Genomic DNA, 16,528 nt, shown 5'->3' on the forward strand with positions numbered 1-16,528 from the left:
GTGTCCCGGCCGGACCGGGAGCGTCAGGCGACGCGGTCGGCGGCGACCGCGGGGAAGATCTCGTCCACCACCGGTGCCACCGGCTCCACGTCGCGGCCCGAACCGGCAGCTACCTCGGCGGCGGTCCGCGCTCCGGTGGCCCGGCGGGCGGACGCGCTGTTGCCCCGGCGGTTGACCGGCACGCACTCACCGGCCGCGGCGAGGCCCGTCGCCTCCGGCATGTGGTTGTAGACGGCCTCGTACTCGCCGTTACGGACCACGTAGGACTCGTGCCAGATGCCGACGACGTTGTTGTCCTTCATCCGCCGGAAGTAGTCCTGAAGGGCCTTGGAGTGCGCCAGTTCGCGGTTGTTCGCGAACCGTTCGAGGTGCTCGATGCTGCGGAAATAGGCGATCATGACCGCACCCCGGTTGCCCCAGTAGGCGTGCGCGTGCAGGGCGCCGGTCGCCTCCTGATCGGCGAACATGGCCTTCAACACGCCACCCATCGACCAGAAGGTCGGCAGCCAGCGGTTGACCTTGAAAAAGTTGTTGATCCGCATGCCCGTCATGAAGACGGCGAAATCGCCTTCGATCTCGGCCGTCATCCGTGGGCCTACGACTGGTTTCCTACCCATGCCCGGACATCCTTTTCAGCGACGGGTCGAATACTTCGGAACACTAGCAACGACACTCGCACCCAACAAGACACTTCAACATGCGCGTAAAGTGTCACTGCGCCGCCGGCGTGCGGACGGTCAGGCGTCCGGTCCGAAGTACCGCTGCCGCAGGGTTTCGCCCTTGCGGTAGGCGGTGCGGAACATGCCACGGCGTTGCAGTTCGGGGATGAGCAGATCGCAGATGTCGCCGAGGCCGTCCGAAGGGCTGCACGGGATCAGGTTGAAGCCGTCGACGTCGGCGACCTCCAGCCACTGCTCCATCCGATCGGCGATCTCCTCGGCCGTGCCGAACAGCGTCATCGGCGCGTCCCGACGGGCCCGACGCGGGCGGGAGACCAGGTACCGCACGTCGCCGATGGTCCACGACCGCTCCGGGCTCAGCCCGCGCAGGAAGCCCAGGAACGACTGGCTGCCCTGGTTCTTCACCTCGTCGACCGGAGTGTCGTCCGGGTACGCGGCCAGATCGATGTCCATCCAGCCGCACCACTTCGCCAACTGCCCCTCCGGGCTCCACAGCTCGTGATACTGCGCGGCCTTGCGTTTCGCATCGGCGCGGTCGGCACCGACCATCACCATGGTGCCCTGCAGGGCGCGCACACTCCGCGGGTCACGCCCCGCGTCGGCCACCCGCCGGCGCAGCCGCCCGACCGTCTCCGCGCCGCTCTGCGGGTCGGCCATGGTCAGGAAGATCACCTCGGCGTGCCGGGCGGCGAAGGCCATGCCCCGCCCCGACGCACCCGCCTGGTACAACACCGGCGTGCGCTGCGGCGACGGCTCGCACTGATGCGGGCCGCGTACGGTGAACCACTCACCCTGGTGGTCGATGGCGCGCACCCGGGACGGGTCGGTGAAAACGTCCCCGTCGACGTCGCGGACCACCGCGCCGTCGTCCCAACTGCGCTCCCAGAGTGCGCGGACCACCTCCATGTACTCGTCGGCCCGGTCGTAACGCAGGTCGTGGTCCAGATATTCACCGAGCCCGTTGTCGGTGGCCGAGCGCAGGTACGAGGTGACGATGTTCCAGCCGATCCGACCCCGGGTGAGGTGGTCGAGCGTGGAGAACAGCCGGGCGCACTCGTACGGCTGGTGGTAGGTGGTGGAGTAGGTGACCGCGAAGCCGAGGTCGGTGGTGGCCATCGCCGCCGCGGCGACGACCGGCACCGGGTCGATCGAGGGGATCTGCACCGCGTGCCGGACCGCGGTCGCCCACGACCCCTGGTACACGTCGTAGGTGCCGTGGATGTCGGCGAAGAACAGCGCGTCGACACAGGCCGCCTCCAGCCGTCGGGCGATCGCGGCCCAGTAGTCCAACGACCGGTAGCCGGTGCCGGTGGCGTCGCCGGGAGCTCGCCACATGCCGACGAACTGCGGCGACGGCGAGCATTCGGTGAACACGTTCAGATGCATGTGTTTCCCCCTCCACACCCGGTCGCGTCGCCACCCGGCGACGGGTGGCGACGCGACCGGTGCCGTTGGTCAGGACCGGGCGGCGTTCTGCGGGCTCAGCTGTTCGATGGCCGCGATCAGGTCGGCCGGCTCCGTCCGCTCCCAGTGCCGGGCGTACGCCGAGGCGAAGCGCAGCACGCCGTCGGTGTCGGCGAGGAACACCCCGGGCATGGTCATGCGGTTGCTGTCGTCGCCGTTGATCTGCGAGAAGTCCATGCCGAAGCTGCCCCAGACGTCGAGCAGGTCCTGGTTCATCGTGTAGGTCAGGTTGAACCGCGCGGCGTAGGTGTTACCCCGGTCGCTGAGGATCCGGTACGAGATCTTGTTACGGCGGATGGCGGCCCGCAGGTTGGGCATGGTGACCGGCGAGACCGCCACCAGCTCCGCACCGAGTTCCCGGATCTGCGGGTAGACCTCCTCCAACGCCTCCAGCTCGAAGTTGCAGTAGTCGCACCAGATGCCCCGGTAGAAGACGACCGCGAGCGGCCCCCGGGACAGCAGGTCGGCGGAGGAGACGACGTCGCCGTTCTCGTCGGGCAGCTCGAAGGACGGGAACGGATCTCCCACCTTCAGCACCCGGTCCTCGGCGCCCGAGGCGGCCAGAGCCTCCGCCTCCCGGTAGATCACCTCAAGGTGGGCCGACGTGATGGGTGGTACCTCGCCCGCCTCCTGGCGGGCCTTGTACTCGCGCAGCCGTTCGTTGAGGGACATCGTTACTCCTTTTCGGCGGCCTGGTCCTGGTTCTCAGGTCCAGCCCACAGGCATCGACTTGATGCCATTGACAAAGTTGGACTCCAGTCGGACGACCGGGCCCGTGGCGGCAAGTCGGGGAAGGTGCGGGGCGATGGCGTCGAGCAACGCGGCCATCTCCATCCGCGCGAGGTGGGCACCGAGGCAGAAGTGCGGACCCACCCCGAAGCTGAGATGCGGGTTGGGTGCCCGTTCCAGGTCCACCCGGTGGGGGTCGGCGAAGACCGCGGCGTCCCGGTTGGCGGAGACGTAGAACATGACCACCTTGTCGCCCTCGGCGATCCTCGTGCCGGCGAGGGTCGTGTCCTGGGTGGCGGTCCGGCGGAACTGCATGATCGGGGTGACCACCCGGAGGAACTCGTCGACGGCGGTGGCGGTGGGCAGCGGGCTGCCCAGCCAGCGGCCGCGCAGCTGCTCGTCGTGCAGCAGCAGGTGCAGCGAGTTGGAGATCAGATGGCGGGTGGTCTCGTTGCCGGCGACCACCAGCAGCAGCCAGAACTGGCAGAACTCCCGGTCGGTCAGCCGCCGCCCGTCGACCTCCGCGGTGGCGAGCAGGCTGATCAGGTCGTCGCGGGGGGCGGCCCGGCGCCGTACGGCCACGGCCAGGGCGTACTGGAACGCCTCCGCGAACGTCTGCCGGTAGACCTCGACGTCACCGCCGCCGTACTCCGGGTCGTCGAAGCCGACCAGGTTGTTGCTCCAGCGGTACAGCAGGTGCCGGTCGCCGTGCGGCAGGCCCAGCAGGTCGGCGAGCACCAGCAGGGGCAGTTCCGCCGCCAGGTCGGTGACCGCGTCGAAGCTGTCCCGTTGACGTACCGCCTCGACGAGGTCCTGGGCGTGCCGGGTGACGGTGTCGGCGAGCGCGCGTACGGCGCGTGGCGTGAACACCGAGCTGACGATGCGGCGGATCCGTACGTGCTGCGGGGCGTCCATGTTCACCAGCAGCTGGCGCATGAAGTCCAGGTCGGCGGGGGTACGCGGGTCGTGCAGGAACGCCCCGCGCAGCGCGGAGGAGAACACCTGGGGTTGCCGGGACACCTCCATGACCGCGTCGTGGGTCGTCACTGCCCAGAATCCGGGGCCCTGCTGCTGCATCCGTCCGGCCGAACTGTGCCGCCACAGCGCCGGCTCCGGCACCCACCCGACCGGCTCCTCGCGGCGACGCCGCTCGAACTCGGCGTGCGGCACGCCGAGGGCGTAGGTCGCCGGGTGGGCGATGTCCGCGGTGGGGGTCGTACGCGTCACAGGCATCTGGCTCATCGCTCCCATCGGTCGTCTCCGCAGAGCGTGCGCAACTGGTCGAGGCGGAGCTTGCCGGTCGGCTCGCGGGGGATGGCGTCGACCGACCGCCAGCAGCGCGGCACCTTGAAACCGGCCAGGTGCTGGCGACAGTGGGCGTCCAGCGCCGACCAGGGCAGCTGCCGGCCGCCCGGTTCCCACTCCACGACCGCGGCCACCCGCTCGCCGTACTCCTCGTCGGGCACGCCGAGCACGACGGCGTCGCGTACGTCCGGGTGTTGCAGCAGCACCTGCTCGATCTCGGCCGGGTAGACGTTCACGCCCCCCGAAACGATCATGTTCTGGGCGCGGCCGGTGAGGTACAGGTAGCCGTCGTCGTCGAGGTGACCCACCTCGCCGTAGGTGAAGACGCCGGGCGCGAGATGCGCGGCGCGGGTCTTCTCCGCGGCGTTGTGGTAGCGGAACCCTCGGCCGGGTCGGCGGATGAAGATCCGGCCCGGCTGGTACGGGCCGAGCTCACGGCCGTCGTCGTCGACGACGAGGATCCGGTTCGGTGGCACCGCCCGGCCCACGCTGCCCGGGTGGGTGAGCCAGTCGGCCGAGTCGATGAGGGTGACCACTCCCCCCTCGGTGGCCGCGTAGTACTCGACGAGCACCGGACCCCACCACTCGATCATGCGGCGCTTGACGTCCGGCGGGCACGGACCGCCGCCGTGCCAGATCCGACGCAGGCTGGCCCCGGAGAACCCGGCTCGGACGGCCGGGTCGAGGCGGAGCAGGCGGACGAACTGGGTCGGCACGAGATGACACTCGGTGATCCGCTCGGCGTCCATGGTGGACAGCATCCCGGCGGGGTCGAAACGCTCCCGCACGACCAGGGTCGCGCCGTTGAGCAGGGGCAGCAGCGCGAAGAACAGCTGAGCGGAGTGGTACCACGGCCCGACCAGCAGCACCCGCCCGTCGGTGGGTACGCCGAGCGTCCCGGTGGCGTACTCCAGCAGGCGGGTGGCCCGGGCCCACGGTGCCCCGGTGACGAACAGACCGTTGAGCACACCCTTGGGTCGACCGGTCGTGCCCGACGTGTAGATCATCAACTGCCCGCACTCCTGCTCGGCGGGAGCGGCGGACGGGTCGGTCGCGGCCAGCAGCGGCTCGACCGCCGCCAGGCCGTACGCGACCTCGTCGCCGGTGACCAGCGCGGTGACCGTGCCCGCGTCGGCCGCCGCCTTGGCACCCACCTCGGCGCGCGGCGGGTCGACGACGAGCAGCCGGGCGTCGGCGTCGGTCAACAGGTAGGCGACCTCCGGCGCGGTGAGGTGCCAGTTCACCGGCACCACCGTGATCCCGGCGTGCAGGCAGGCCAGCAGCGCCTCCAGCGCCTCCCGGCGGTTGCCGAGCATCAGCGCCACCGCGTCGCCGGAGCTGACGCCGGCGCCGGCGAGCAGCGCCCGCCACCGGTTCACCCGCTCCCCCAGCTGCGCCCAGGTGAGCACCCCACCCTCGTCGGCGAGCGCCGGCGCGTCCGGGGTGGCGGTGATCCGGGCGGCGAGCAGCGCGGGCGGGTCGTGAGGAGACGGCATCGTCAGTCCAGCAGATCCGGGTGGCGGCGGAGGACACCCTCGTAGAGCGGCTTGAAGTTGTACCGGCCGATGCCGGGCGAACCGATCACCTCACGCGTGCGCTCGGCGTCCTCGTGGTCGATGAGGATCGGCTTGCCGGCCGCCTCCGCGACGAGTTGCACCTGGCAGGACCGTTCCATGGCGACGAACCACCAGGCCGCCTCCGCCACCGACCCGCCGACGGTCAGCAGGCCGTGGTTGCGCAGGATGGCGGCCTTGCCGGCGCCCAGCGCGGTGGCGATCCGCTTGCCCTCCTCGGAGTCGAGCACCACACCCGTGTAGTCGTCGAAGAGGGCGTGGTCGCCGTAGAAGGCGCAGGCGTCCTGGGTGATCGGGTCGAGCAGCCGACCCAGGGTGGAGAACGCCCGCCCGTACACCGAATGGGTGTGCACCGCGCAGATGACGTCGGGGCGGGCGGCGTGCACCGCCGAGTGGATGACGAAGCCGGCCGGGTTGATCCGGCCCTTGCCGCCCAGCACCTTGCCGTCGGCGTCGACCAGCAGCAGGTCGCTGACCCGGACGTGACCGAAGTACATGCCGAACGGGTTGATCCAGAAGCAGTCGGGCTGCTCGGGGTCGCGGGCGGTGATGTGCCCACCCGCCCCCTCGTCGTAGCCGAGTTCCGCGAACAGCCGCAGCGTGGCGGCCAACTGCTCCATCCGCTGTCGCCGCACAGCCGCTGTGTCAGGAGGGAACATCATCCGCATCCACCCGTCGTGTCGGTGTCGTATCCGCCGGCGGCCACGATCGCCTCCGCCCGGTCGGGAAGCCCCACGGCGGCCAGCGCCGGCACCGCGACGGTGGCCGGGACGGTGGCCGGTGCGGTCGCGGCGGCGTCCGGCCGCCACGCCTCCAGGAAGCCGTCCAGCCGGTCCAGCCCCCAGAACCGGTGCCGGCCCCATTTCAGGTACGGAATTCCGAAGACGTCGTCGAGGTAGGCGCGTTCGAGACAGCCCACCCCCTCGGCCCGTAGCTGCGGATCGTCGACCGCGCCGAGGATCACGGCCGGGTCCAGGCCGGCCCGCTCGGCGCAGCCGGCCACCACCTCGGGGTCGCAGATGTTCTCGCCCCGTTCCCAACGGGCGGCGACCACCTCGTCGTAGAACAGCTCCGCACGACCGGCGCGGCGGGCCGCCAGCCAGCCCAGGTGCGGCACCTCCCAGTGCGGGTCGACGTCGATCGGCCACGCCATCGGCACACCCTCGTGCTGCACCAGTCGTTTGGTGTCCATCAGCAGGTAGAGGTGCTTGGCCCGGCTCATCTGCACGTAGTGGAACTCCGCACCGCGCGCGGCGAGCGCCTCGCCGGTCCGGGCGTCCGGATCCCAGTAGGGGAACCAGTCCAGCTCCGCGAACGCCGTCGGCACCGCAGCGCGCAACCGCCGGATCGTCAACCAGCTGTACGGGCTGCGGAAGGAGAAGAACAGCCGGGGGCGGGCGGGCGCGCGGCTCACGACGGGCTCCCGGTGAGGATCGCGCAGACCTCCGGGTCGAGGCGGGCGAGCTGACCGGCGTCCGGTCCCCGGCTGATCGCGTAGCCGTGCAGGATGGTCGCTGAGGCCACCAGGATCAGCCGGTCGTCCCGCTGGACCCAGCAGTCCATCCGGCCGCTGAACATCATCTCCCGCAGTACGTCGTCGACGTGGAAGACGGTGTGCACCGTCTCCTCCATGTGGGCCGGTTCGGCCAGGCGTACCCGGGCCCGGGAGACCACCGGGATCCAGGCGCGTTCGCGCAGCATGCGTCCCACCGAGATGCCCCGGTCGGCGAGGAACCGGTCGACGACCTCCTCCAGGGCGCGCACGTAGCCGGAGTGCTGCACCCGGTCGGAGAAGTGGCAGTAGAAGTACGGTGCCCGCCAGGACCACAGGAAGGCCCCCGAGCCGGCCGGTGCCAACGTGGACGCGAGGTCGGCACCGGCCGGCAGCGCGCGCTCCGAGCGCAGTCCGGTCGCCGCCCCGAGTTCGGCGGCCTCCCAGGCGGCGAGGGTGTCCGGGGCGGGCCGGTGCGTCGGCGCGTCGGTCTCCGGGATCAGCGCGACCGTGACGTGTCCCCGCAGCACCACGACGTCCTGGCCGTCACGGTGGACCGACATCTGCACCCGCAGCCGGTTGCCGGTGCCGGCGACCACCTCGGCGCGGACCTCGTCGTCGACCTCCAGCACGGCGGGCAGCTGCACCGAGCAGTCGACGATCTCGGTGCCGAGACCGTACTGGTGGAACAGCTCACGGGCACCGCAGCCCTGGTCGCGCAGCCATTGCAGGACCGCCTCCTCCACCAGGTACATGAAGTGTTTGAAGCCGATCCAGGTGCGGATGTTGGCGCCTTCGTAGCGCGGTCGGCCGACCAGGACGCTCGGGACGGGCGTGGGCGGGACGAGGGTGGTCACGTGGCTACTCCTTCGGGATGACCGCTGACGACGGATGCCACGTCGACGAAGGCCCGCAGGCGGGACGCGACATCCTCCGGCTGGCGGGCGTAGCAGAAGTGGTCGTAGCTGTCGCCGACCGACAGCACCGCGTTCGGCATGCCGTCGGCGAGGATCCGCGCGGCGGCCGGGGACAGGGTCGGATCGGAGTCGCCGGCGAGCACCAGCACCCGGGCCGTCACCTGGTCCAGCCGCAGGGACGCGCTGGCGCAGAACTGGTCGAACACGGCCAGGAATCCGGAGGGGCCGACCCGGTCGACCGCCTTGGCGATCATCCGCTCCACCACCTCGGCGTCCATGTTCCGCAACCGTGGACCGAGGCGGCTGCGCAGCGAGTCGTGGATGTGCTGCTCGAAGGAGCGCCGCGCGCGTTCGAAGACCCGCCAGGTCACGGCGACGTCCGGGGGCCGGTACAGCGGGCAGATCAGGATGACGGTCTCCGGCACCCGCCGGTCGCCCGCGCAGAGCAGTTCGAGCAGGGCGTTGGCGCCGAAGGAGTGGGCCACGACCAGGTCGGGACGCCGGCCCAGCAGGTCGAGACCGTCGGCGAGCCAGGCGGGCGAGGGGCGACGACGCCACAGGTAGTCGTTTCCGGGCCGCCACGGCAGGTCGAGGGCGACCGAGGTCCACTCGGGCAGCACGTTGCTCAGCGGCAGCCAACTCTCCCAGGAGTCCTCCAGCCCGTGCACGAAGGCCACGAGCGGGCCGCCCGGCGTGGGCGGGCGCAGCTGGCGTACGGCCGGTGTGGTCACGGCCGGTGTGGTCACGGCCGCCTCCCGGGGGTCAGCAGGGCGGTACGCCATCCGTCGTCGTCACCGCCGCAGAGCACCGCGACGCCGTCCGCGCCCTCGGCGACGAGCTGCGCGGCGAGCGCGGTCTGCAGCACTCCCTGGGCGCCGTAGCAGTCGCCCCAGGCCGCCGCGGGGTCCAGGTGACCGGGGCCGAGCACGATCGGGGCCGACCACGGGGGTACGTCGGCGCGTCGGCTCACCGTCGGCCCGACCGTGACGGTGGCCAGCGGGGCGGCCGCCCGGGTGACAGGTTCCAGCACCACGCAGGCGGCACCGGCGCGCAGCGGTGGCGCGGTGGGGTCGGCGGCGGGGCCACGGTGTACCGCGACGGCGGTCTCGTCGTCGGGTTCCGCGCCGACGACCAGCACCCGGTCGGCCCGGCGGGCCCGCAGCAGGAGGGCGCCCAGGGCCAGCGCGTCCAGCCCGGCGGTCTCGCCGGAGCAGACCATCAGGTTCGGGCCGCCGAAGCGGAACCACAACGCGATGCTGCTGGCGATGACGTTGCTGGAGGCGTTCGGTGCCGCCATCGGGCTGACTCCCCGGCTGCCCTCCTTGGCGACGGCACGGGTCACGTCCACCACCGTGGCGACGTTGCCGAGGTTGCTCGCCGCCACCACCGCGGTACGGGGATCGAGGGCGTTGGCGGGGCGTACGCCGTCGGGCAGGCCCAGGGCGCGGTGCACTGCGCACAACGCGAGTCGGGTGGCGGGTTCCTTGTACAGCAGCCCTTTGCGGCCGAGCAGGGTGTGCGCGCGGTCGGCCGGGCAGCCGGGCTCCACCGGCGGCAGGTCCGCGACGGCCGTGTCGAAGCGTTCGTCGGCGGGCAGGTGGACGCTGTACGAGGTGACGGCCACGGCGGTGACCGGTGGGGCCGGCATGCTGGTCACGGCGCTTCCACCAGTGTCACCGCGTTCACGCCGCCGAAGCCGAAGGCGTTGACCTGGGCCAGGGTGACGTCCCGGTGGGTGCGGGCGTCCCGGACGAAGGTGAGCCCGTCCCCCTCCGGCAGAGGGTTCGCCAACCCGACCACCGGCGGGACCGTGCCACTGGCCAGGCAGCGCAGCGCCACGTCGAGGTTGGCCAGCGCGGCGGCCCCCGACAGGTGGCCGATGGCGCCCTTGACGGCGGTGACCAGCGGCGCTGCGGGTCGCGGCAGGCAGCGCTGCAACGCGACGCATTCCGTGGGGTCGTTCAGGGCCGTGCCGGTGCCGTGGGCCACCACCAGGTCCACCTCGTCCGGGTCGCGTCCGGCCCGCGACCAGGCGTCGTGCATCGCTCGGCCGATGCCGTTCACATCGGGGGCGGTCTCGTGCACGGCGTCGCAGGACAGCCCGGTGGCGAGCAGTCGGCCGACGGCCGGTCCGGTCCAGTCCTCGCCGACCAGGACGAGCGCGGCGGCGCCCTCGCCGAGCAGCACCCCGGTGCGGTCGCGGTCGAAGGGACGGACCTGGGTGGTCGGTTCCGGGGTGACCTTGCCGATCATCGCGAGCATCGAGGCGGTCATCGTGTCGGCCGCGCCGACGACGACCGCGTCGGCTTCACCGGTCTCGATCAGATCCTGGGCGAGCGCGAGGGCGTGCCCGCCCGCGCTGCACGCGTTGGCGATGGTCACCACCTCGGCCAGGCCCGGTGCGGCGTCCCGGACGGCCGGCCCGAAGTGCAGGCGGGACGGGGTGGTGGCGGTTCCGCTGAACGCCAACTCCTCCACCGCGGCGAGTTCCCGCAACCCGGTGCCGACGAGCGCCACCACCCGGCTTGCCGCCGGGTCGACGGCGGCCCGGGTCAGCGCCTCGTCGACACACTCGCGCAGCCAGATGCCGGCCCGCAGCGCGGTGCCCGGGGCGGGTTCGTCGATCTGGTAGCCGGCCGTCACGTTGAGCTGCCCGGTCAGCGGGTGCCGCAGCGGGCCCACCCCGCTGCGTCCGTCCAGCAACGCGGCGAAGGTGCCCGCGCCGTCGCCGAGACACGTACGCAGGCTGCTCGCCGCGATCAGCGTGGCCATGGGCTACCGCCGGACCAGGGCGGCACCAACGCCGCCGTCGGTGCCGTGGGCGGTGAGCAGGATCAAGCCGGACGGGTCGCCGTCGGTGGGCAGGCGCAGCGCGGCCGCCAGGGCGAGGGCCGGGGTGGCAGCTCCGCAGTCCCCCGCCACCCGGCTGAGGACGAACTCGGCCGGCACGTGCCCGTCGAGCGCCCGCAAGGCGGCGGCGCGCTGCGGGCGGGTGCCCGCGGTGCGGGTCTCGCTGGTGGCCAGCAGCGTGACGTCGGTCGGCGCGGCACCGGCCACGTGCAGGGCCCGCGCGACACAGTCGGTGAGAGCCTGCTCCGCCGTACCGTCGGGGCCGTAGCCGGTGGTCACGGCGCAGATCGTGGCGCGCCCGGCCGAGTCGGCCTCGCCGCCGATCACGAACACCGCGGCGCCCTCGCCGGCCGGGACCTCGCCACCGGCCGGGCCGGACGCGGACGCCCAGGCCCGGTGTGCGGAGAACTCCTCCACCGCGCCGACCAGCATGGTGTCGACGTAGCCGCGACGGATGGCGTTGCCGGCGTACCGCAGCGCATTGAAGAAGGCCAGCGGCCCGCCGGTGACCGTGGCGTTGATGCCCTTGAGCCCGTGTCGGATGGCCGCCTGGCCGGCCGCGCAGTTCATCACGGTGTTGGGAAACAGCATCGGGTTGACCAGATACGGCTTCTCCTGCACCAGGGTCTCGCGGGTGTAGTCGCTTGTGGACTTCAGGCTGCCCACGGTGGTGCCCAGCACCACGCCGACCCGGGCCCGGTTGGTGTCGTCCACCGTCAGCCCGCTATCGGTGAGGGCGTCGCCGCAGGCCACCACGGCCAGGGCGGTGGCCCGGTCGTAGAAGCTGGTGCCGCGCCGGCCGAGCCGGGCCCGTACGTCGAAGTCGAGCAGGGCGTGCCCCTCGGGGCGGGGCAACTCCTCGGTGACGATCCCGCCGACGGGTACCCCCGGGTGGATATCCCCGGCCAGGGCGACAGCTCGTTCCGCGAGCGCCTCCGGCCGGTCACCGGCGGCGCTCAGCGCCGCCAGGCCGTTGATGGTCAGTGCGGTCATCGGGCAGCTCCCAACAGCACGATCGCGTTGTTCCCGCCGAAGGCGAACCCGTTGTTCTGCACCAGCTGGACGGTGGCCGGGCGGGCCTCGTTCGGCACCGGGTCGATGCCGGTCAGCTGCGGGTCCGGGTGCGACCAGTTGATGGTGGGTGGCAGGAAGCCCTGTTCGATGGCGATCGCGGAGGCGATCGCGCCGAACCCGCTGGCGGCACCCATGGTGTGCCCGATCATCGACTTGATCGAGCTGATCGGCGGCGGGTTCGTGCCGAACACCTCCAGCACGGCCTGCGCCTCGACCAGGTCGTTTGCCGGGGTGCCGGTGCCGTGGGCGCAGATGTAGTCGACCTGCTCCGGGGTGACTCCGGCGTTGCGGTGGGCGATGCGGATGCACTCGGCGATGCTGTCCCGGTCCGGGGCCACCGGATGGTTGGCGTCGCAGTTGAGGCCGTAGCCGAGCACTTCCGCGTAGACGTGCGCGCCACGCGCCTCGGCGTGCTCCCACGTCTCCAGCGCCAGTACCGCGCCGCCCTCGCCGGTGATGATGCCGGAGCGGTCCCGGTCGAACGGGGCGCAGGCGTGCTCGGTGAGGGCGCCCAGCCGGTAGAACCCGGCGTGGGCCCAGCGGCAGACGGAGTCGGCCCCGCCGGCGAACACCACGTCCGACTCGCCGGAGACGAGCAGGTCGTAGGCGTACCCGATGGCGTAGTTGCTGGCGGAGCAGGCGGTGGCGAGGGTCAGCGAGTCGCCGCGCAGGCCCAACTCCTCGCTGACCGCGTGCGCCAACCGCCCGGCGGGCAGTTGCTCGACGAGCTGCGGCGGTACCGCGTCGAAGCCCGCTTCGACCAGGCGTGCCGTGAGCGCCTCCAGCACCACGGACTCGCCGCTGGTGGTACCGATCACGGCATGCGCCCGGGTCCGGTCCACCGCGTCGAGGTCCAGTTTGGCGTCCTCCGCGGCGAGCCGTGCGGCGGCGGCCGCGAACTGGCTGGACCGGCCCCACCGATCGGTGGGCAGCCGGTGCAGCCAGGCGGCGGGGTCGAAGTCGCGGACCTCACCGCCGTTGCGGTACGGGAACCCGGACGGGTCGAAGCTGGTGATCTGGGAGATGCCGGAGCGGCCCGCCCGCAGGGCCGCACCGAACGCCGTCACCCCCGTTCCGATGCTCGACACCGGGCCGAGGCCGGTCACGACCACACGCCGCACGGTGTCAGTCCTGCCAGCCGGCGTGCCGGGCGACGGCCTCGTAGGTGGCCTTGAGGTTGCGCAGCTCGGGCAGCTCCGATTGCGGGATCTCCACCTTGAACTCCTTGTCGATGCGGGCCAGGATCTCGATGGCCCGCAGCGAGTCCGCCTGGTACTCCTCGGCGAAGTCCCCGGTGTCGGTCAGCTCGTCGGTCTCGATCTCCAACACCTCGGCGATGATCTCCCGGAGCTGCTCGTACCGCTCGTTTTCACCGGACATGTCGGCCTCCTTGGGCACTGGTGTTAGCGGGGATGGTGCGGTCGACGCCCGCGCCGGTCGGGCCGGCCGCCGGTTCGGCGACTGCGGAGCGAGGGCGGCGGGCGGCCATCAGCGAGCCGACGGTGGCGATGCGCCGCTGGCCGACCCAGCTCTCGCCGGTGGCGAAGGCGGTGTCGGCGACGACCCGTTCCAGGCGTACGACGTGCCGGACGACGTCGCCCGGGTAGGCCCGGCCCTCGACGGTGTACTCCCGAGCGCCCACGAACAGCAGCAGGGCGTCATCGGTGAGTCGATCCGGCCCTGTGCCGGCCAGCCACAGCAGCGCGGCACTCTGCCCGAAGGACTCGATGAGCAGCGAGGCCGGATAGGCGTAGTCCTCGGCGGTGGCGTCGTCGCCGAGATGGGCGTAGCACGGCTCGGTGGCGGTGATCGCCTTCACCGTCTCGATGACGTCACCGGGTTGCATGCTGGTGACCTGGTCGACCAGCAGCAGCGGATGGCGCTGGGGCAGGACGGCCCGGATCTCGGCGGCGTTCACGCGCCGGCTCCGGCGTCGAAGACGGCGCGCAGCTGGGCGGTGACCGTGCCGTCGAGGCGCCGAGCGGTGCCGCGTACCGCCCAGCCGGCCGGGGTCGCCGGTCGCACGTCGAGGTCGAGGGTCATCTCGTCGCCGCCGAGCAGTGCCGCGAGGAACCGGACCGAGGTGACCGTACGCAGCCGGGGTGCGCCGGGGACGGCCTGCGCCATCGCCTGGCACAGGGTCTCGACCACGAACACCCCCGGATAGATCGGCTGACCGGGGAAGTGACCGGCCAGGTTCGGGGACTCGGAGTCGACCACGACCCGGGCGCTGACCGTCCAGCCGTCGTCGGCCGCCGCCACCCGGATCAGGTCGACGGCGGGCAGCGGGGCGGCGAAGCCGACCGGGGCAGCGGGCCGCCAGACCGGCGTTGCCGTCGCCGCGGTCACAGGGTCATCCCCCCGTCCACCTGGAACACCTGACCGGTGACGTAGTCGGCCCGGTCGGAGAGGAGGAAGTCGACCATTGCCGCGACGTCCTCGGGGCGACCGAAGCGGCGCAGGCCGATCATGCCCAGGGCCCGCTCCCGGGCCTTGGCGTCCAGCGCGTCGGTCATGTCGGTCTCGATGAACCCGGGCGCGACCACGTTGACGCGTACGCCGTACGGGGCCAGCTCCTTGGCCAGCGACCGGCTCAGCCCGATGATGCCCGCCTTGCTGGCCGCGTACGCGGTCTGGCCGACGTTGCCGCGGATGCCGGCGATCGAGGAGAGGTTGACGATGACACCGGCGCGCCGCTTCATGAACCGGAAGGACATGGCCCGGCAGAAGTTCCAGGTGCCACCGAGATTGATGTCGAGGACCGCCTCCCAGTCGGGGCGGCGGGCCAGCACCAGCGGACTGTCCCGGGTGATGCCGGCGTTGTTGACCAGCCGGTCGATCGGGCCCAGTCGCCCTTCGGCTTCGGCGATGAACGCGTCCACCGCCGCATCGTCGGCGACGTCGCAGGGCGCGAAGTAACTCGGCACCCCGGTCGCGGCGACCGCAGCCTCGGTCTTCTCGGCGGCTTCGCTCGGCCTGCTGTAGCAGCAGGCGACACCGTAGCCCTGCTCGGCGAGCCGGACGGCCACCGCGCGACCGATGCCTCGTGAGGCGCCGGTCACCAGTGCCAGCGGTCGCTCGCTCACAGACGCCTCCTCTGCCCGTCGCACCCACGCCGGGTGCCCCCGATCGGCGACGGGAACTCGTATCTCGTACTCCTATGTTGAAGCATCTTGCGCCTGACATCAATAGAAGCAGTAGGACACACGCAAAACGCACGCAGATACTATGCAGACGCTCGTCGGACCCTATGCACCGTCGGGCTGCGGAACGGCCTCTTGCAGCACGTCACGGCTGTCCGCGCCGGCCGCCGGGGCACCCCGGCGGATCCGGGTCGGGGTACGGGAGAACTTCACCGCGGGGCCGGTCAGCGGCGCGACGGTGCCGTTGTGCAGCACCGTGGGCTGGAGCATGTCCCGCGCCGACACCTGCGGATCGGCCGCGACCTCGCTGAGCGTGCGCACCCGCTCGGCCACCAGGTGTGCGGCGCGGAACGCCGCCATCACCTCGTCGACCGTACGGCTGCCGCACCACTGCGCCACCAGAGCGTCGACCTCGACCCGGTTCTGCCGGCGCTGGGCACCCCGCCCGTAGCCGGGTGCCCGGGCCAACTCCGGGCGGCCCATCGTCTCGGCCAACGCCCGCCAGTGCTTGTCGAGGGCGACGGACAGATAGACCTCACCGTCGAGGCACGGGTAGACGTTGGACGGGACCGCGAAGTCGGTCTGGTTGCCCCACCGGACCGGCGGTGCGCCGGTCGCGGCCAGCGTCAACAGGCCACAACTGCTGGCCAGCAGGCTGTCGAGCATGGCCACGTCGACGTGCTGCCCCTCGCCGGTGCGGTCCCGGTGCGCCAGGGCGGCCAGCGCGCCGACGGCCGCGTGCAGGCCGGCCAGTTCGTCGGCGAGGAAGGTGGGCGCCCGCACCGGGCGTCCCGCCGGGTCCCCGTTGAGCGCCATCCAACCACTCGCCGCCTGCACCACCGGGTCGTACGCCGGCCGGTCGATGTCCGGGCCGTACTGCCCCCAGCCGGTGATGGAGACGAACACGATGTCCGGTCGGACCTTGCGGCAGTCCGAGTAGCCGACGCCCCACTCGTCGAGGGTGCCGGGCTTGTAGTTCTCCACCACCAGGTCCGCGTCGCGGACCAGCCGTAGGAACGCCTCCCGGCCGGCGGGCTGCCGCAGGTCCAACCCGACACTGCGCTTGTTCCGGTTCACCGTCTCGCGGAACCAGGACAGGCCCGTGCCGGGGATCTCCGGCGGCACCTCACCGTCGCGTCCGTAGGGCAACTCGACCCGGATCACGTCCGCACCCATGTCGGCCAGCAGACTGGTGGCCAACGGACCGGACCACACCTTCGTCACGTCCAGCACGGACAGGCCGTGCAGGGGCCCGTCGAGGTCGTCGCGGGCCTCCCGGTAGAACTCCTCGCGCCGCACG

The 16,528-nt window shown here is 72.0% G+C and carries 18 protein-coding genes; all 18 read right to left on the reverse strand.

Going from position 1 to position 16,528, the window contains the following annotated elements; all coding sequences use genetic code 11:
* Positions 1-23: 23 nt before the first annotated feature.
* The 18 genes from JMF97_RS26875 to JMF97_RS26960 all read right to left on the reverse strand — a co-directional run bounded on the left by JMF97_RS26875 (position 24) and on the right by JMF97_RS26960 (position 16,527).
* Positions 24-617: a monooxygenase family protein gene (locus tag JMF97_RS26875; RefSeq protein ID WP_238360235.1), complete on the reverse strand. Its 594-nt coding sequence runs from the start codon at positions 615-617 to the stop codon at positions 24-26.
* Positions 618-737: 120 nt separating this feature from the next.
* Positions 738-2,066 (reverse strand): LLM class flavin-dependent oxidoreductase, encoded by a 1,329-nt coding sequence (locus JMF97_RS26880; protein ID WP_013731240.1) that lies wholly within the window; start codon positions 2,064-2,066, stop codon positions 738-740.
* A 69-nt stretch (positions 2,067-2,135) separates the two neighbouring features.
* Positions 2,136-2,816, reverse strand: a complete 681-nt coding sequence (locus tag JMF97_RS26885) for a peroxiredoxin-like family protein (protein ID WP_203224065.1) — start codon at positions 2,814-2,816, stop codon at positions 2,136-2,138.
* Positions 2,817-2,849: 33 nt separating this feature from the next.
* Complete coding sequence (locus JMF97_RS26890) at positions 2,850-4,115, reverse strand: cytochrome P450 (RefSeq protein ID WP_203224066.1); 1,266 nt, start codon at positions 4,113-4,115, stop codon at positions 2,850-2,852.
* Positions 4,112-5,674: an AMP-binding protein gene (locus JMF97_RS26895; protein ID WP_203224067.1), complete on the reverse strand. Its 1,563-nt coding sequence runs from the start codon at positions 5,672-5,674 to the stop codon at positions 4,112-4,114. The genes JMF97_RS26890 and JMF97_RS26895 overlap by 4 nt, the downstream gene beginning before the upstream one ends.
* A gap of 2 nt (positions 5,675-5,676) precedes the next feature.
* On the reverse strand, positions 5,677-6,414 hold the full coding sequence (locus tag JMF97_RS26900; protein WP_238360236.1) for a class II aldolase/adducin family protein: 738 nt from the start codon (positions 6,412-6,414) through the stop codon (positions 5,677-5,679).
* On the reverse strand, positions 6,411-7,166 hold the full coding sequence (locus tag JMF97_RS26905) for a 2-hydroxychromene-2-carboxylate isomerase (RefSeq protein ID WP_203224068.1): 756 nt from the start codon (positions 7,164-7,166) through the stop codon (positions 6,411-6,413). Before JMF97_RS26905 ends, JMF97_RS26900 begins: the two co-directional genes overlap by 4 nt.
* Positions 7,163-8,101 (reverse strand): thioesterase family protein, encoded by a 939-nt coding sequence (locus JMF97_RS26910; protein ID WP_203224069.1) that lies wholly within the window; start codon positions 8,099-8,101, stop codon positions 7,163-7,165. Before JMF97_RS26910 ends, JMF97_RS26905 begins: the two co-directional genes overlap by 4 nt.
* Positions 8,098-8,907 carry an alpha/beta fold hydrolase gene (locus JMF97_RS26915; RefSeq protein WP_203224070.1) on the reverse strand — a complete coding sequence of 270 codons (810 nt, stop codon included), beginning with the start codon at positions 8,905-8,907 and terminating at the stop codon, positions 8,098-8,100. The genes JMF97_RS26910 and JMF97_RS26915 overlap by 4 nt, the downstream gene beginning before the upstream one ends.
* The gene (locus JMF97_RS26920) at positions 8,904-9,809 is read right to left on the reverse strand and encodes a beta-ketoacyl synthase N-terminal-like domain-containing protein (RefSeq protein ID WP_238360253.1); all 906 of its coding nucleotides are present in this window, start codon (positions 9,807-9,809) and stop codon (positions 8,904-8,906) included. Before JMF97_RS26920 ends, JMF97_RS26915 begins: the two co-directional genes overlap by 4 nt.
* A gap of 5 nt (positions 9,810-9,814) precedes the next feature.
* Entirely contained in the window at positions 9,815-10,933 is a 1,119-nt protein-coding gene (locus tag JMF97_RS26925) for a beta-ketoacyl synthase N-terminal-like domain-containing protein (protein ID WP_203224072.1), read from the reverse strand.
* A gap of 3 nt (positions 10,934-10,936) precedes the next feature.
* Positions 10,937-12,004, reverse strand: coding sequence for a beta-ketoacyl synthase N-terminal-like domain-containing protein (locus JMF97_RS26930; RefSeq protein ID WP_203224073.1), 1,068 nt, complete (start codon positions 12,002-12,004; stop codon positions 10,937-10,939).
* Entirely contained in the window at positions 12,001-13,206 is a 1,206-nt protein-coding gene (locus JMF97_RS26935) for a beta-ketoacyl-[acyl-carrier-protein] synthase family protein (RefSeq protein WP_203224074.1), read from the reverse strand. Before JMF97_RS26935 ends, JMF97_RS26930 begins: the two co-directional genes overlap by 4 nt.
* Positions 13,207-13,210: 4 nt before the next feature.
* The gene (locus JMF97_RS26940; protein WP_013731228.1) at positions 13,211-13,465 is read right to left on the reverse strand and encodes an acyl carrier protein; all 255 of its coding nucleotides are present in this window, start codon (positions 13,463-13,465) and stop codon (positions 13,211-13,213) included.
* A complete protein-coding gene (locus tag JMF97_RS26945; protein ID WP_203224075.1) occupies positions 13,455-14,003 on the reverse strand; it encodes a 3-hydroxyacyl-ACP dehydratase FabZ family protein in 549 nt (182 codons plus the stop codon). Before JMF97_RS26945 ends, JMF97_RS26940 begins: the two co-directional genes overlap by 11 nt.
* Positions 14,000-14,434: an ApeI family dehydratase gene (locus tag JMF97_RS26950; RefSeq protein ID WP_203224076.1), complete on the reverse strand. Its 435-nt coding sequence runs from the start codon at positions 14,432-14,434 to the stop codon at positions 14,000-14,002. Before JMF97_RS26950 ends, JMF97_RS26945 begins: the two co-directional genes overlap by 4 nt.
* Positions 14,431-15,171: a 3-oxoacyl-[acyl-carrier-protein] reductase gene (gene fabG, locus JMF97_RS26955; RefSeq protein WP_203224077.1), complete on the reverse strand. Its 741-nt coding sequence runs from the start codon at positions 15,169-15,171 to the stop codon at positions 14,431-14,433. The genes JMF97_RS26950 and fabG overlap by 4 nt, the downstream gene beginning before the upstream one ends.
* A gap of 162 nt (positions 15,172-15,333) precedes the next feature.
* Positions 15,334-16,527 carry a CaiB/BaiF CoA transferase family protein gene (locus JMF97_RS26960; RefSeq protein ID WP_203224078.1) on the reverse strand — a complete coding sequence of 398 codons (1,194 nt, stop codon included), beginning with the start codon at positions 16,525-16,527 and terminating at the stop codon, positions 15,334-15,336.
* Position 16,528 lies beyond the last annotated feature (1 nt).

This window comes from Micromonospora fiedleri, from assembly GCF_016774385.1.
GTDB classification, from domain to species: Bacteria; Actinomycetota; Actinomycetes; order Mycobacteriales; family Micromonosporaceae; genus Micromonospora; species Micromonospora gifhornensis.

Excerpts from the sequence above, each read along its gene's own strand:
- JMF97_RS26875 (WP_238360235.1), bottom strand. The coding sequence starts at position 617 with ATGGGTAGGAAACCAGTCGTAGGCCCACGGATGACGGCCGAGATCGAA.
- JMF97_RS26880 (WP_013731240.1), bottom strand. The coding sequence starts at position 2,066 with ATGCATCTGAACGTGTTCACCGAATGCTCGCCGTCGCCGCAGTTCGTC.
- JMF97_RS26885 (WP_203224065.1), bottom strand. The coding sequence starts at position 2,816 with ATGTCCCTCAACGAACGGCTGCGCGAGTACAAGGCCCGCCAGGAGGCG.
- JMF97_RS26890 (WP_203224066.1), bottom strand. The coding sequence starts at position 4,115 with ATGAGCCAGATGCCTGTGACGCGTACGACCCCCACCGCGGACATCGCC.
- JMF97_RS26895 (WP_203224067.1), bottom strand. The coding sequence starts at position 5,674 with ATGCCGTCTCCTCACGACCCGCCCGCGCTGCTCGCCGCCCGGATCACC.
- JMF97_RS26900 (WP_238360236.1), bottom strand. The coding sequence starts at position 6,414 with ATGATGTTCCCTCCTGACACAGCGGCTGTGCGGCGACAGCGGATGGAG.
- JMF97_RS26920 (WP_238360253.1), bottom strand. The coding sequence starts at position 9,809 with ATGCCGGCCCCACCGGTCACCGCCGTGGCCGTCACCTCGTACAGCGTC.
- JMF97_RS26925 (WP_203224072.1), bottom strand. The coding sequence starts at position 10,933 with ATGGCCACGCTGATCGCGGCGAGCAGCCTGCGTACGTGTCTCGGCGAC.
- JMF97_RS26930 (WP_203224073.1), bottom strand. The coding sequence starts at position 12,004 with ATGACCGCACTGACCATCAACGGCCTGGCGGCGCTGAGCGCCGCCGGT.
- JMF97_RS26940 (WP_013731228.1), bottom strand. The coding sequence starts at position 13,465 with ATGTCCGGTGAAAACGAGCGGTACGAGCAGCTCCGGGAGATCATCGCC.